At 63.7% G+C, this 15,431-nt stretch carries 13 protein-coding genes and 1 pseudogene; 4 read left to right on the top strand and 10 right to left on the bottom strand.

Translation table 11 applies throughout. The annotated features are described in order from the left end of the window. Position 1 precedes the first annotated feature (1 nt). The 6 genes and pseudogenes from AC24YW_RS27110 to AC24YW_RS27085 form a co-directional block, all read right to left on the bottom strand. The gene (locus AC24YW_RS27110) at positions 2–1,219 is read right to left on the bottom strand and encodes an NAD(P)/FAD-dependent oxidoreductase (protein WP_487485591.1); all 1,218 of its coding nucleotides are present in this window, start codon (positions 1,217–1,219) and stop codon (positions 2–4) included. Between the two features lie 10 nt (positions 1,220–1,229). Further along, positions 1,230–1,658 (bottom strand): annotated as a pseudogene (locus AC24YW_RS27105) (globin family protein). A 180-nt stretch (positions 1,659–1,838) separates the two neighbouring features. Then, complete coding sequence (locus AC24YW_RS27100; RefSeq protein WP_487485590.1) at positions 1,839–3,230, bottom strand: MFS transporter; 1,392 nt, start codon at positions 3,228–3,230, stop codon at positions 1,839–1,841. A gap of 340 nt (positions 3,231–3,570) precedes the next feature. Beyond that, complete coding sequence (locus AC24YW_RS27095) at positions 3,571–4,365, bottom strand: ABC transporter ATP-binding protein (RefSeq protein WP_487485589.1); 795 nt, start codon at positions 4,363–4,365, stop codon at positions 3,571–3,573. An 11-nt stretch (positions 4,366–4,376) separates the two neighbouring features. After that, complete coding sequence (ntrB, locus tag AC24YW_RS27090; protein WP_487485588.1) at positions 4,377–5,273, bottom strand: nitrate ABC transporter permease; 897 nt, start codon at positions 5,271–5,273, stop codon at positions 4,377–4,379. A gap of 64 nt (positions 5,274–5,337) precedes the next feature. Beyond that, complete coding sequence (locus AC24YW_RS27085) at positions 5,338–6,657, bottom strand: CmpA/NrtA family ABC transporter substrate-binding protein (protein ID WP_487485587.1); 1,320 nt, start codon at positions 6,655–6,657, stop codon at positions 5,338–5,340. Between the two features lie 165 nt (positions 6,658–6,822). Between AC24YW_RS27085 and AC24YW_RS27080 the strand changes: the two genes are divergently transcribed. The 3 genes from AC24YW_RS27080 to AC24YW_RS27070 all read left to right on the top strand — a co-directional run bounded on the left by AC24YW_RS27080 (position 6,823) and on the right by AC24YW_RS27070 (position 9,970). Further along, positions 6,823–7,050: a hypothetical protein gene (locus tag AC24YW_RS27080; protein ID WP_487485586.1), complete on the top strand. Its 228-nt coding sequence runs from the start codon at positions 6,823–6,825 to the stop codon at positions 7,048–7,050. Between the two features lie 286 nt (positions 7,051–7,336). Beyond that, positions 7,337–8,176: a formate/nitrite transporter family protein gene (locus tag AC24YW_RS27075; RefSeq protein WP_487485585.1), complete on the top strand. Its 840-nt coding sequence runs from the start codon at positions 7,337–7,339 to the stop codon at positions 8,174–8,176. A gap of 60 nt (positions 8,177–8,236) precedes the next feature. Next, complete coding sequence (locus tag AC24YW_RS27070; RefSeq protein ID WP_487485690.1) at positions 8,237–9,970, top strand: bifunctional protein-serine/threonine kinase/phosphatase; 1,734 nt, start codon at positions 8,237–8,239, stop codon at positions 9,968–9,970. Positions 9,971–9,985: 15 nt separating this feature from the next. Here the strand turns inward: AC24YW_RS27070 and AC24YW_RS27065 are convergent, their stop codons facing one another. Further along, on the bottom strand, positions 9,986–10,903 hold the full coding sequence (locus tag AC24YW_RS27065) for an intradiol ring-cleavage dioxygenase (RefSeq protein WP_487485584.1): 918 nt from the start codon (positions 10,901–10,903) through the stop codon (positions 9,986–9,988). Positions 10,904–11,057: 154 nt separating this feature from the next. On the opposite strand from AC24YW_RS27065, the gene AC24YW_RS27060 reads away from it, so the two are divergent. Then, positions 11,058–12,332 carry a serine hydrolase domain-containing protein gene (locus AC24YW_RS27060; RefSeq protein ID WP_487485583.1) on the top strand — a complete coding sequence of 425 codons (1,275 nt, stop codon included), beginning with the start codon at positions 11,058–11,060 and terminating at the stop codon, positions 12,330–12,332. A 45-nt stretch (positions 12,333–12,377) separates the two neighbouring features. Here the strand turns inward: AC24YW_RS27060 and AC24YW_RS27055 are convergent, their stop codons facing one another. The 3 genes from AC24YW_RS27055 to AC24YW_RS27045 form a co-directional block, all read right to left on the bottom strand. Then, a complete protein-coding gene (locus tag AC24YW_RS27055) occupies positions 12,378–13,697 on the bottom strand; it encodes a TRAP transporter large permease (RefSeq protein WP_487485582.1) in 1,320 nt (439 codons plus the stop codon). Further along, positions 13,694–14,209: a TRAP transporter small permease gene (locus AC24YW_RS27050; RefSeq protein ID WP_487485581.1), complete on the bottom strand. Its 516-nt coding sequence runs from the start codon at positions 14,207–14,209 to the stop codon at positions 13,694–13,696. The genes AC24YW_RS27055 and AC24YW_RS27050 overlap by 4 nt, the downstream gene beginning before the upstream one ends. A gap of 82 nt (positions 14,210–14,291) precedes the next feature. Then, positions 14,292–15,290 carry a TRAP transporter substrate-binding protein gene (locus tag AC24YW_RS27045; protein WP_487485580.1) on the bottom strand — a complete coding sequence of 333 codons (999 nt, stop codon included), beginning with the start codon at positions 15,288–15,290 and terminating at the stop codon, positions 14,292–14,294. Positions 15,291–15,431 lie beyond the last annotated feature (141 nt).

Raw genomic sequence — 15,431 nt, 5'->3', positions numbered from 1 at the left:
ATCACGCCGCTTTCGAAGGCTGCGCCAGCGCGCGGCCGAACATCATGTCGGTACGGATCGCAGCGACCTTGTCGCGGTTGCGGATCAGCTCGAGGTACCAGAGCGCATCGATCGTATCGCCGATCAGCACGGCGCCGGTGAGCCGGCCGTCGGCGATGACGAGCTTCTTGTAGGTGCCGCGCCTGCGGTCCGACAGCACGAGGCTCTCGCTGCCCTCCCCGCCCATGAAGTCGCCGGCGGAGAACACGCTGACGCCGGAGACCTTCAGATTGGTCGAGACCACGCTGCCCTGATAGGCGGCGGGCCGGCCGGCCAGATGCCGCGCCAGCACCCGCGCCTGTTCATAGGCCGGCTCGACCAGGCCATAGCAGGTGCCGCGATGCTCGGCGCATTCGCCGAGTGCAAAGATGTCTGACGAAGAGGTCTGCATCACGTCGTTGACGACGACGCCGCGGTTGACCGCGATCCCCGCCTCTTTCGCCAGCGCGACGTTCGGCTTGATGCCCGCGGCGAAGATCACCGCATCGGCATCGATGCGGCTGCCGTCGGCGAGCTCGACGGCCTGGACATGGCCGTCGCCATGGATGCTGGCCGTCGCGGCATTGAGCATGACGCGGATGCCCTTGCGCTCGACCAGCGTCTTGAGCAGGTCGGCCGCGGGCCCATCGAGCTGACGCTCCATCAGCCGGTCCATCAGATGCAGCAACGTCACCGGCGCGCCGGCCTTGGCGAGACCGTAGGCCGCTTCGAGCCCGAGTAGGCCGCCGCCGACCACGACGACGCGCTTCCTGGCCGCGGCCAGCGTCAGCAAGAGGTCGACGTCGCGGGTGTCGCGAAACGTGTGCACGCCGGCAAGATCTGCGCCCGGCACGTTGAGCCGCAGTGGCGTCGATCCGGTGGCGAGCACGAGCTTGGAATATTCCATGCTCTCCTCGCCCGCGATCTTGAGCTCACGGCGGCCGACATCAATCTCGCTGACGCGATAGCCGTAGCGCACCGTGACGCCGCGGTCTCGCCACCAGCCGGCCGGCCGCAGCTCGATCTCGTGCGAGCCGGTCTCGCCGGCCAGCACGGATGAGAGCAGCACGCGATTGTAAGCGAGCCGCGGCTCTTCGCCGATCACGGCGACCGCATAGCGGCCGAGCGCGCTCTTGGCGAGCTCGTCGACCAGACGCGCGGCCGCCATACCATTGCCGACGATGACCAGCGGTTCACTCACAACGCATCTCCTATTCGGCGGCCTGCGCTTGCGCGCCGTAGGCCTCGGAAATCATGTAGCCGGACAGCACGCCATAGGCGTCGGTCCAGGCGGCGGCGAGTTCGGGCGTCCAGGCCTAGCCAAGGCCCTTTTCGAGGGTCCACAGCAAGGTGGCGCCGACCACGGGGTAGTGCTCGGCCTTGGCGCCATAGTCGACATGACGCTTGGCGAGTGCGGAGGCCGCGGGAAGAATCGATTCCAGGTTCGACAGGCCGCCGACAACGGCGGCGAGCATGCCCATCAGCTTCTTGCGCTGTTCGGTCATGTCCTCCGGAAACATCGCGCGCACGGACGGCGCCACCTCGAACAGGCGGTCGTAGAACAGCACCGCGGCGGCTTCCGAAATCGGAGCGACCTTGGCGAAGCTCTGCTGAACGAGGGTAATCTGCTCGGGCGTCATGATGTTCTCCTGTCTGTTTCGGTCTGCCTTCGTCCGCGCCATTGCGGACAAAGTTCATGGGTCAAACGTCATCAGAGAGATTTCTCCCCGCGTACGGGGAGAAGCGACATTCGTGCCAATTCTCCATCTCCTGAGCATGATCTTGTCGGAAAACCGCTTCACACTTCTCCGGATCATGCTCTACACACGCGCCTCGGCGAGGCTTGGCGCGCCTTCACGCTGCGGGCTGCGACGCAGGTAGAACCACCAGGTCAGAGCGAGGCAGGAGGCGTAGAAGCCGAGATAGACCGCGAGCGCGAGCTGCGGCCCGCCGGTCATGGCGATCGACTTGCCGAAGCCGCTCGGGATCAGATAGCCGCCGACGGCGCCGACCGCGCCGATGAAGCCGACCGCCGCGCCGCTCTCGATGCTCGCGGTCTTCAGGGCAGCGCTACGCGCCGCATCGCCCTTGCCGCGCACCTTGAACAGGTTCTCCTCGCGGAAGATCGAGGGAATCATGCGGTAGGTCGAGCCGTTGCCGATGCCGGTCGTCACGAACAGGATCAGGAACATCGACAGGAAGCCGACGAAATCCTTGTGCCCGACGAAGTAGAGCGCGCCGACCGTGGCGCCCGCCATCAGCATGAAGTTCCAGAACGTGATGATGGAGCCGCCGACCCGGTCCGCGAGCCAGCCGCCGAGCGGACGCGACAGCGAGCCGACCAGCGGGCCGAGAAAGGCGATCGAGATCGTCACGGTGGGGAACTGCGTCTTGAGCAGCAGCGGAAACGCCGCCGAATAGCCGATGAAGGACCCGAACGTGCCGATATAGAGATACGCCATGATCCAGGTGTGCTTGCGCTTGACGATCGCGAGCTGGTTCTTCACCGACGATTTCGCCGTGGTGAGGTTGTTCATGAAGAACACCGCACCGAACACCGCGATGCCGATCGGCAGCACCCACATCAGGCCGGCATTCTGCAGGAAGATGCCGTCGACGGGCGTTGCCTGGAACAGGTTGAAGACGGCGAGCGTCATCAAGAACGGAGTCAGGAGCTGCACGCTGGAGACGCCGATATTGCCACCGGCCGCGTTGAGGCCGAGCGCCCATCCCTTCATCCGGTCGGGGAAGAAGAACGAGATGTTGGTCATGCTGGAGGCGAAATTGCCGCCGCCCAGACCCGCGGTCGAGGCGACCAGCAGCATCAGCCAGAACGGCGTGTCGGGCTGGCTGACGAAATAGGCAAGCGACAGGGTCGGGATGAACAGGATCGCCGCGCTGAAGATGGTCCAGTTGCGGCCGCCGAACGTCGTCACGGCGAAGGTGTAGGGAAAGCGCATGAAGGCGCCGATCAGGCCCGGCACGGCGACGAGCTGGAACAGCTGGTCGGTGGTGTAGTGGAAGCCGGCCTGCGGCAGCTTGGTGGTGACGATGCTCCAGATCAGCCAGACCGAGAAGCCGATATGCTCGGCGACGATGGACCAGATCAGATTGCGCCGCGCGATCGACTTGCCGGTATTGTTCCAGAACGCCTCATCCTCGGGGCGCCAGTCTGAGATCCAGCTCGAATTCAGAGTCGGATTCTTCGTCATTGAGTATCCCTTCCAGGCTCACCGCTGCGTCGTTGCAGGCTCTGCCTCCAATCACGGAGGCGCGCTCCGAGGCTTCACCCCGGTGGCGAGTTCACGATGCTGATTGATGATGTTGAGGGACGTCGTCGTTGGCGTCGCGCAAAGACGTTTCAATTTCCGTGCCAGTTGCGCGCCCGAAGGAAACACAGGGATTTCAGGACGTTATTCGCATTGCCCGAATTCTTTGCAGGGCTTTTCCGCACGCTAAATTTGCGTTTCGCTCAATCCCTGTGCGACGCACAAGGATTGAGCTTGATGTCGATTAATTGAGCGCGGGGCATATCTCGCGTGAACGCGCCACTTACGCGGCTTCGACGAAGCGATGACGCTCGTAGAGGAATTCGAGCACGCGCTGGCGACACTTCAGATAGGTGGCGTTGGTCGCGAGGTCGAGCCGTTTGCGCGGCCGCGCCAGCGGCACCTCCAGCACTTCGCCGATGCGCGCGCTCGGCCCGTTGGTCATCATCACGATGCGGTCGGACAGCAGCACGGCCTCATCGACGTCGTGGGTGATCATCAGGATGGTGTTGCCGAGCTTCTGATGCAGCGCCATCACCGAGTCCTGCAAATGGGCGCGGGTCAGCGCGTCGAGCGCGCCGAACGGCTCGTCGAGCAGCAGCACCTTCGGCTCCATGGCCAGCGCCCGCGCGATGCCGACGCGCTGCTTCATGCCGCCGGAGATCTCCGAAGGACGCTTGTCCCTGGCATGGGCCATCTGCACGAGGTTGAGATTGTGCATCACCCAGGCGTCGCGCTCGGCGCGGGACTTGGTCTTGGCGAAGACCTTGTCGACGCCGAGCTTGACGTTCTCGTAGACGGTCAGCCACGGCAGCAGGCTGTGGTTCTGGAACACCACGGCGCGATCCGGTCCCGGCGAGTTCACCTCGCGGTTCTCCAGCAGCACGCCGCCCGTGGTGGCGACTGTCAGCCCTGCGATGATGTTGAGCAGGGTCGACTTGCCGCAGCCGGAATGGCCGATGATCGAGACGTATTCGCCCTTCTCGATCGTCAGGTTGATGTCCTTCAGCACCTCCGTGGTGGCGGTGCCGCGGGTGAAGACCTTGTCGATGTGGTCGAGCTTCAGGTAGGCGGTCATGTCCCCTCTCCTCAGTTCTGCGCGGTGCCGCGGGTGACGAACTTGCCGAGCCCCGCAATCAGGCGGTCCAGCACGAAGCCGATGATGCCGACATAGAACAGCGCCAGGATGATCTCGCTGATATGCGAGGAGTTCCAGGCGTCCCAGATGAAGAAGCCGATGCCGACGCCGCCGATCAGCATTTCGGCGGCGACGATCGCGAGCCACGACAGGCCGATGCCGATGCGCAGGCCCGTGAAGATGTAGGGCGCCGCCGCCGGGATCATGATCTTTGCGAAGAATTCCAGCGGATTGAGCTGCACCACCGCGGCGACGTTGCGATAGTCCTGCGGGATGTTGCGGATGCCGACCGCGGTGTTGATGATGATCGGCCAGATCGAGGTGATGAAGATGACGAAGATCGCGCTAGGCTGGCCGTCGCGGAAGGCCGCGAGCGAGAGCGGCAGCCAGGCCAGCGGCGGAATCGTGCGCAGCACCTGGAACAGCGGATCGAGCCCGCGCATCGCCCAGACCGACTGCCCGACCAGCACGCCGAGCGCGATGCCTGCGATCGCCGAGAGCGAGTAGCCGAAGGCGACGCGCTGGAGACTGGCGGACAGATGCCAGAACAGGCCTTTGTCGATGCCGCCACGGTCGAAGAACGGATCGAAGATCAACTCCTTGGTATCCGCAAACACTTTTGAGGGCGGCGGCAGCGCCGAGCCGGCTCTGCGGCAGACCAGCTCCCACACCAGCGTCAGCAGCGCGATCACGACCAGCGGCGGGATCACGCGCACGGCGGTCTCGCGTGCCATGCGTGCGTAAGCCTCATTACGCGGGGGACGCTTCGGCGTCAGCGTGACGACCGGCGCAATCGTTGCGGCAGGCGTCGCGGTCTCAACCTCGATCTTCGTGGCAGTCATGTTCATCGCTATCTCTCTCCGGCGTGGCAGGGACGATGCGGCCGCCCCCAAAGGCGGCCGCAGGGCTCCATCAGACTTCGACGCGCTTGATCGCGAGCGACTTCAGGTAGGCAGCCGGATTTTCCGGATCGAACACCTTGCCGTCGAAGAAGGTCTCCTTGCCGCGCGAGGTGGAGGTCGGGATGTCGGCAGCCGAAACTCCGAGAGTCTTGGCCGCGTCCTTCCAGAGGTCCTCGCGGTTGACCTTGGCGATCAGCGCCTTGGTGTCGAAGCCGGCTTCGTACTTGCCCCAGCGGATGTCCTCGGTGAGGAACCAGAGATCGTGGCTCTTGAACGGATAGGAGGCATGATCGCGCCAGTACTTCATGATGTGCGGCGAGTTCTCGACCACCTTGCCGGGGATGCCATAGTCGAACTTGCCGGCGGTGCGATCGAGCACGTCCTCGACCGGGCAGTTCATCCACTGCCGCTTGCCCATGATGGCAGCAAGCTCGGCCTTGTTCTCTGCCTTGTCGGCCCATTGCTGGGCTTCCATCACCGCCATCAGCAGCGCCTTGGCGGCCTTGGGATATTTGTCGACGAAGGCAGCGCGCATGCCGAAGGATTTTTCCGGATGCTTGTTCCAGAGCTCGCCGGTATTGACCGCGGTGTAGCCGATCTTCTGATGGATCAACTGCAGATTCCAGGGCTCGCCGACGCAGAAGCAGTCCATGGTGCCGACCTTCATGTTGGCCACCATCTGCGGCGGCGGCACCACGATGGTCTCGATGTCCTTGTCGGGATCGATGCCGCCGGCGGCGAGCCAATAGCGGATCCAGAGGTCATGCGTGCCCCCGGGGAAGGTCATGGCGGCTTTCACCGCCTTGCCGGATGCCTTCTTCTTCTCCAGCGCCACCTTGAACGGCGATGCGTCGACGCCGAGCTTGAGGTCGGCATATTCGTTGGCGACCGAGATGCACTGGCTGTCGAGATTGAGCCGCGCCAGGATGTACATCGGTGTCGGCTGGTTGTTCTGCGTCACCTTACCGGCCGAGATCAGATAGGGCATCGGGGTGAGAATATGAGCGCCGTCGATGCCATTGCCCTCGGAGCCGAGCACGAGGTTGTCGCGCGTGGTGCCCCAGGAGGCCTGCTTCTGCACGTCGACGTCAGGCATGCCGTACTTGGCGAACAGGCCCTTGTCCTTGGCGACGAACAGCGGACCGGCATCGGAGAGCGCGATGAAGCCGAGCTTGGCGCCCTTGACCTCGGGGCCTGCATCCTGCGCAAAGGCGCCGGCGGGGAAATTCAGTTTTGCTGCGGCAAGGAGGGCGGCGGTTGAGCCGGCGGCTTTCAACAATTGACGGCGGTTGAGGCCAGTCTCGGAGGGCCGGCGAATACGCTTGGTCATAGGTCGTGTCGTCCTTTTGCGTCGTTGCGGAATGATTGCGTCAGTGCGCACGAGCAGCCCGTCCGTCCGTAACGCCAGAAAATGGGCGCATGCGAACGCACGACGGGGGGACCCCCGTTTGGGTGCGTCAGCAATTCGGATGAGAAGTCTCGCGGGACGGCTTCAATGGCGTCGGCCTGGAACTATTCAAGCTTCATGCCAAGCCGACCGCCGTCGGAAATGATGGATAATCAGACACTTGGTAATTCCGTGCCCGACCAACGTTGCCCAGTTCCGCACGCGAAATTTGCGATTTGCTCAATCCTTGTGCGCCGCACAAACGTTGTGCAGTCGCTCAAGCAAGAGGCGGCGCAGGACCTGGAAATCATGACCCTACAGGTGATATCCGGCTGAATTTGCTTGGTTTTTCCAGCGACGTCTAACGGCACACAAATTGCTTCTAAGATCGCGTCAACGAAGACTGCGGCATCGCCGCATTGATGCAGCCTCTGTCGGCTGCATCCCGGAAGCTCACCTGCTTCGCGGCTCTCCCGGCTTCAGAGTCCTCGTGACGCGATTCCCAAAGCTTCCAGACTTTCCATAGCCCACGTGCGCGGCAGGCAGCCCGCACGGCCGATGACGTTCAGCGCGCTCTCGCCGGGAGCGCGTCGATCTCACTTACGAAGCAAAGGAACCATTGATGTCGTATCTCGCGCCTTCGGAATTCGTCACCAAAATGGTGGATGCAGGCGAGTCCAAGATCTTCATGTCCACCCGTGACACCATCATCCGCGCCTACATGGCCGGCGCGATCCTGGCCCTCGCAGCCTGGTTCGCCGTCACCATCACCGTGAACACCGGCCAGCCGCTTGTCGGCGCGCTCTTGTTCCCCGTCGGCTTCGTCATGCTTTATCTCCTGGGCTTCGACCTGCTGACCGGCGTGTTCGTGCTCTCGCCGCTCGCGCTGATCGACAAGCGCCCGGGCGTCACGCTCAATGGCGTGCTGCGCAATTGGGGCCTCGTCTTCGTCGGCAATTTCGCCGGCGCCTTCACCGTCGCCTTCATGATGGCCTTCGTCACCACCTTCGGCTTCACGCAGGCGCCCGACAAGGTCGGCGCCGCCATCGGCAATATCGGCGAGGGCCGAACCCTTGGCTATGCCGCGCACGGGGCAGCCGGCATGGCGACGCTGTTCCTGCGCGGCATGCTGTGCAACTGGATGGTCTCGACCGGCGTCGTCGGCGCCATGATCTCGACCTCGGTCCCCGGCAAGGTCATCGCGATGTGGATGCCGATCCTGGTGTTCTTCTACATGGTGTTCGAGCATTCCGTCGTGAACATGTTCCTGTTCCCCTCGGGCCTGCTGCTCGGCGCGAAGTTCTCGATCATGGATTATCTGATCTGGAACGAGATCCCGACTGTGCTCGGCAACCTCGTCGGCGGCCTCGCCTTCACCGGCATGACCCTCTATGCCACCCACGTCATGACCCTGCCGAAGCGCCAGGCGGAGAGGGCTGCAAAGCCCCGCGTCGCGGCGTGATCGAATAGGTCTCGACAGGGGAGTCTCGCCCAAGCACGGTGAGGCTCCCCTCTCCCGGTGATGACGATGCCCCGCGGACTCCAGATCTCGGTTGGCCAGCACTCGGACAGCGGTCGCAAGCCCGTCAACCAGGACTTTCACGGCGTCCTGATTCCGGAGGAGCCGCTGCTCAGCCTGAAGGGCATCGCGGCGGTTCTCGCCGATGGCATTTCCTCGAGCACGGTAAGCCAGATCGCCAGCGAGTCGGCGGTCAAGAGCTTCCTGATGGATTATTACTGCACGTCGGAATCGTGGACGGTGAAGACCTCCGCCCGCCGCGTGCTGGAGGCGACCAATTCCTGGCTGCATGCGCAGACACGCAAGAGCCAGTATGCCTATGACCGCGACAAAGGCTATGTCTGCACGCTCAGCGCCATGGTCATCAAGGCGGCGACCGCGCACATCTTCCATGTCGGCGACTGCCGGATCTACCGCCTCGCCGGTAAGGCGCTCGAGCAGCTGACCGACGATCACCGCATCATCGTCTCGTCCGAGCAGACCTATCTCGGCCGCGCGCTCGGCATCAATCCGCAGCTCGAGATCGACTATCAGACGGTCGATATCCAGGCCGGCGACACCTTCCTGCTGGCGACCGACGGTGCGTACGAGTTCGTCGATGCGCGTTTCGTTACCCGTGCAATCAACGAGCACGCAGCCGAGCTCGACGGCGCGGCGAAGGCGATCGTGGAGGAAGCCTATCGGCGCGGCAGCGACGACAACATCACCGTGCAGATCCTGCGCATCGACGCGGTGCCGGAGGAAACGGGCGTGTTCGACCGGACCGCGACGCTGCCGCTGCCGCCTCTGCTGGAGCCGCGCGCGATGTTCGACGGCTACCGGATCGTCCGGGAGATCCATGGCAGCAGCCGCAGCCACATCTATCTCGCGGTCGATGCGGAGACCGAGGAAACGGTCGCGCTCAAGATTCCCTCGATCGACCTGCGCGATAACCAGGCCTACCTGAAACGTTTCCTGATGGAAGAGTGGATCGCGCGACGGATCGACAGTCCGTACGTGCTCAAGCCGCGATCGCGATCGACGCGGCGCAACTACCTCTACGTCGCGACCGAGTTCGTCGAGGGGCGGACGTTGCGGCAATGGATGCTCGACAATCCGCGTCCCGATCTGGAGACGGTGCGCAGGATCATCGAGCAGATCGCCACCGGACTGCGCGCCTTCCATCGCATGGAGATGCTGCACCAGGATCTCAGACCCGACAACGTCCTGATCGACAAGACCGGCACCGCCAAGATCATCGACTTCGGATCGGTGAGGGTCGCAGGCGTCGCCGAAGCGGCGCCGAGATCGGCCGACGCGGAAATTCTCGGCACGGTCCAGTACACGGCGCCGGAATATTTTCTTGGGCAGGGCGGCTCGCCCCGGTCCGACATGTTCTCGCTGGCCGCCATCTGCTACCACATGCTGACCGGGCATCTGCCCTACGGCACCCAGCTTGCCAAAATCCGCGGACGATCGGACGCGTGGAAATTGCGATACCGCCCGGCGATCGATGCCGAGCGCGGCATCCCGGGCTGGATCGACGGCGCGCTCAGGAAAGCGCTGCATCCCGATCCCTATAAGCGCCACGAGGACATGTCCGAGTTCGTGTTCGAGCTCAGAAATCCCAATCCGGCTTATCTCGCCACCCGGACCACACCGCTGCTCGAGCGCAATCCACTGCTGTTCTGGAAGCTGACAACGGCAATGCTGGCCTGTGCCGTCATCGCGCTGCTCGCAGCGCTCCGGCTGCGATAGAAGAACGAAGTGGCCTCACGCCGGCTCCGCCGCCTTCGTCCCCAGCGGCTTCGGCGCCATGCCGCCGCCGGGCTTGAGGTGGAATTCGTAAGTCATCAGGTGCCACCGCCCGTTCGCCTTGGTGCCATCCGGCATTACTTGATCGTTGCGCGGCTCGACCTTGGCGATGAGATCGTCCTTGACGCCGAACACCACGTCGGAATCGAGATACTTGTCGCCGTCCATGAAGACGTGGGTGATCAGCGGCTCATAGCCCTTGGCGTTGACCAGGAAGTGCACGTGCGCCGGGCGCATCGGGTGGCGGCCGGTCTGCACGATCATCTCGCCGACCGGACCATCGGTTGGGATCGGATAGCTGCACGGCAGGATGGTGCGAAAGAAGAAGCGGCCGTCGGTGTCGGTGATGAAGCGCGCCCGCGCCGAGGCGCCGACCTCATCGTAGTTCGGCTTCTGGGAATCGTAGAAGCCGTCGTCATCGGCGTGCCAGACGTCGACGGGAACGCCGGCGAGCGGCTTGCCCTCGAGATCGGTGACGCGGCTTTGCACGAACATCCGCTCCCCGGTCTGGTTGTTCGGCGAGATGTCGGTGCCGTGCGCAGTCACCTTGTGCTCGCCGACATAGAACGGGCCGAGCACCGTGGTCTCCGTGGCGCCGTCACGATCCCTGTGATTGACGGCGTCGACCAGCATGGAAACGCCGAGCACGTCGGACAAGAGAATGAATTCCTGGCGGGTGTCGGTGCATTTCTGCCCGGTCCGGGTCAGGAAATCGATGGCGTATTCCCATTCCTCGAAGGTGAGACCGGTCTTGCTCACGTAATCGTGCAGCGACTTCACCAATTCCTGCAGCAGAAATTTCGCGCGCGGATTCGGCGTATGGTCGAAGCTCCTGACGACGGCTTCGGTGAGTTCGGTCTCGGTGAACTGAGTCATGGTGCGTTTGCCCTCGCGTTCTTCTCGTTGGCCCTGGCGGGCTCCTTGCGTTTCAAGGCCGAGTCTACACCACGAGGCCCAGCCTCGTTAAGCGCAACCGGCTTGGAATGCGGCCGCCATTTCGGTATCAACGACAAAACGCCCGGAGGAACTGATGCTCGCCCCCACCCCCGCCTCGCCCGAATCCGTCGGCATGTCCAAAGTCGCGCTCGACCGTGTCGATGCGCATCTGAAGCGCCGGTACATCGATGCCGGCCGTTTCCCGGGCACGCATCTTCTGGTCTACCGCCGCGGCAAGGTCGCGCACAGCTCGGTGCAGGGCTTTGCCGACGTCGAGCGCAAGGTGCCGGTGAAGGACGATACGATCTATCGCATCTATTCCATGACCAAGCCGCTCACCAGCGTCGCCTTCATGATGCTGGTCGAGGAAGGCCTCGTCGCGATCGACGAGCCCGTCGCCAAATACATTCCGGAGTGGAAGGACCTCGGGGTGTTCGTCGCCGGCACCTATCCGGCGTTCCTGACCCGGCCGCCGTCCCGGCCGATGCTGATCGTCGACCTCCTGCGCCACACATCCGGACTAACCTATGGCTTCCAGCAGCGCTCTAACGTCGATGCCGCCTATCGCACCGAAAAGATCGGCGAGGTCGAGAAGTCAGGCACGCTGCAGACCATGATCGAGGGCCTGGCCAAGATCCCGCTGGAATTCTCGCCGGGCGAATCCTGGAACTACTCCGTCTCAACCGACGTGATCGGCTACCTCGTCGGCAAGATCTCGGGGATGCCTTTCGAGCAGTTTCTCAAGCAGCGGATTCTCGATCCGCTCGGCATGACCGATACCGATTTCCACGTGCCGGCCTCGAAGGCGCATCGCTTCGCCGCCTGCTATTCCGCCGATCCCGGCGGCGGCATGACCTTCCATGCCGGCCAGCGCCGCGAGGGGCTGACGCTACAGGACGATCCGACCACGAGCTCGTTCCTGTCGCCGCCCTCGTTCATCTCCGGCGGCGGCGGGCTGTGCTCGACGGTCGCCGACTATCTGACCTTCTGCCGCGCGCTGCTCAATGGCGGCGAGCTCGGCGGCGTCAGGCTGATCGGGCCGAAGACGCTGGCGCTGATGACGACCAACCACATTCCGGGCGGCCGAGCGCTGCCGGAAGTCTCGCGCTCGCTGTTCTCGGAAGCGACCTATAACGGCATCGGCTTCGGTCTCGGCTTCGCCGTCACCATGCGCCCGGCCGAGACGCTGATCGCCGGCAGCCGTGGCGAATACAATTGGGGCGGCGCGGCCACGACCTCGTTCTGGATCGATCCGGCCGAGGAGCTGATCGCGATCTTCATGACGCAAGTGCTGCCGTCGAGCGCCTACCCGATCCGCCGCGAGCTGCGCAGCATGGTCTACGCCGCGATCACGGAAAGCAATCTTTAAGCGACGATCCCGCGGCCGCCGGCCGCGGGATCACGCCATCGCCCCTCACTTGAGCATTTCCGGCACGAGCAGGCGCGGCAGGAACAGCGACACGCTGGGCCAAATGATCAAGGCCGCCAGCACGAGCAGCATCGGGATCAGCATGATGACCGTGTCCTTCAGAGCATAGCGCAGCCGCACGCCCGCGATCGAACAGGCGATCATCAGACAGAGGCCGTAGGGTGGCGTCACCAGCCCGAAGGCCAGCGAAACGATGGAGATGATCGCGAACTGGACCGGATGCAGATCGACCGACTTGGCGAGCGGCTCCAGCACGGTGCCGACGATGATGATCGCCGGGATGGCGTCGAGGAAGCAGCCCACCACCAGAAAGCAGAAGGCGATGAAGAAGCCCGCCGTAACCGTGCCCATGCCCCAGGTCGAGACATTCGCCAGAAGTTCCTGCGGAATCCTGTAGTAGGCCAGCAACCAGCCGAACGCGCTCGCCGTGCCCACGCAGAACAAGGCAACTCCGGCGAGGCGCCCGGTGTCGAGCAAGGCCTTGTACAATTCCCGCAAGCCCGTCTCGCGGTAGAAGAACGCGGAGAGCACCACGGAATAAAGCACCGCGACGCAGGCGGACTCGGTCGCGGTGAACCAGCCGAGCAGAATGCCGCCGACAATGATGAACGGCGTCATCAGCGCAGGGATCGACCGCCAGATGGCGGATCCCATCTCGACCCAGGTCGATTTCGGATAGGTGGGATAGCCGCGGCGCACGGCATAGATGTGCACCGTCACCATCTGCGCGCCCGCGATCAAGAGGCCCGGCACGATGCCGGCCAGATACATCGCCGCGATCGAGGTCGAGATCAGCCCGCCCCAGACGATCATCAGGATCGACGGCGGAATGATGACGGCAAGCACCGCCGACACCGCGGTGATGGCGATGGAGAACGAGAGGTCGTAGCCCTCCTTGTTCTGGGCATCGATGAAGATCTTGGACTGGCTGGCGGCATCGGCCGTCGAGGAGCCGGAGATGCCGGCAAAGAACACCGACAGCACGACGTTGATCTGCGCCAGCGACCCCGGCCAGTGCCCGACCATCGAGCGCGACAGCGCCACCAGGCGATCGGTGATGCCGCCGATGCTCATCAGGTTCGCCGTCAAGAGGAAGAACGGCACCGCGAGCAGGATGAATGAATTGTAGGCGTTGAAGGTTTCCTGCGCGAGCGTCATCAGCGACAGGCGCGGCTCGATCAAAAGGATCGGCACGCAGGCAAGGCCGAGCGCGAAGGCGACCGGCACGCGCACGATCAGCAGGCCGATGAAGACCCCGAACAGCACCATGGCGGCCTGTCCGGCAGAAAGTACAGTGCCGCTCATCTCTGTGCCCCGACCAGAATGCGCATTTCATCAAGGATCTGTTCGCCGGCGAACACGATCCAGGTCACGCCGGCCACCGGCCAGGCGACGTGGATCAGCCAGAGCGGCAGATCGGCCAGCTCCGACGTTCTGTTCCAGGCGAAGCGTGTGAATTCGATTCCGGCCAACACGAACACGAGGGCCAGTGCCAGCACGCCGAGCCGCGCGAGGATCCGCACCGCGGCCTCCGACCGCCGCGACAGATCGGGCCACACGTCGACCTCGAAGTGCTGCGCCTCGCGGATGCCCACCATGGCGCCGATCATGATGGTCCAGACGAACATGAACCGCGCCATCTCCTCCGTCCAGATGTAGGAGGGAATGAACGGCGTGTAGCGTGAGATGATCTGAAGCGTGACCGGGATGACCAGGATGCCGACGCAGGCGGCCAGCAGGAATTCCAGCAATTTCGCATAGGCCGCGGTGACGCGACGCCACAGCGACGGCGTGGACGGGACGTGCATTTCGGACATTGGAGCTCCGTACGGCGCTCATCCGCCAGGTCCGGGCAGGAAGCGGGGCCTGCCCGGCATGCTGTCGGCGGACGGGGCGGCCTCAGACGACGTTGATCTTCTCGAAAATGCCCTCCGCGCCGATCTCCTTGGCGTAGGTGGCCATCACGGGGTCGGCGAGCTTCTTCATGGCGTCCCGGTCCTCGAAAGGAACGCGCTTGAGCTTGCCGGCCTTCTCCAGCGTGTCGAGCTTGACGACCTCCTCGCTCGACTCGAGCTGGCGGCCGTAATCGCCGGCCTCCTTGCCCGCCTTCATGATCGCGTCCTGCAGATCCTTCGGCAGGGTCTTCAACGTCTTCACCGAGAAGCAGATCGGCCGGATCGACACGGCGTGCTGGGTCAGGTTGAGATGCGGCGCCACTTCGTAGAACTTCATCGCCTCGACACCGGCCGCTTCGTTCTCGCCGGCCGATATCACCCCGTTCTGAATCGCATTGTAGACTTCGTTATAGGCGATCACGGTTGGGCTCATGCCGACGGCCGCAAAGGTCTTCGACCAGATCGGCGCGCCCTGCACGCGCACCTTGAGGCCTTTGAGATCGGCGAGGTTCTTGAGCGGCTTGTTGGCGAAGATGTTGCGGATGCCGCCGCCGGCATACCCGATCAGAACCACCTCGGCCTTGGCCGCGACCTCGTCGGCGATCGGCGTCAGGATATTGGCTTCGACCACCTTGTTCATGTGCTCGATGCCCTTGAACACGAAGGGCGCATCGATGAACGGGGCGGCCTTGGCGAAGGTCGACATGTGAGCCGGCGAGACGATGCCGTAATCGACTGCCTTTCCTTGCGACATGTACTCGAAATACTGCTTCTCGAGGCCGAGCGAGGAGTTCCTGTGCAGGGTGAAGTTGACGGGCTTGCCATAATACTTCTTCACCAGCTCTTCGAACCGCAGCAGGGCCCGGTTGAAGGCATGGTCGTCGTTGAATTGCACGGCACCGTTCAGCGTGATCGGGGCTTGCGCCCTCAGGATCGACGGCATGCCGACGGCAGCTGCCGCAGTGGTTGCACCGATACCTGCGAGAAATGACCTTCGCCTCATCGTCTCCCCTCCCTTTGATGCTCCGGCCCTGTCGCCGGGCCGTGAGCGCAGCCGTTATGCGGCTTGCGAGAGGTAAGCGTATGAAAAACCTCGCCGGGACGGAAGTCATTTCGCGTGCGCTGGAGGGCCTCTTCGTCGCGG

Source organism: Bradyrhizobium sp. USDA3516 (genome assembly GCF_057651995.1).
This window is presented reverse-complemented; position numbering and strand designations above follow the sequence as displayed.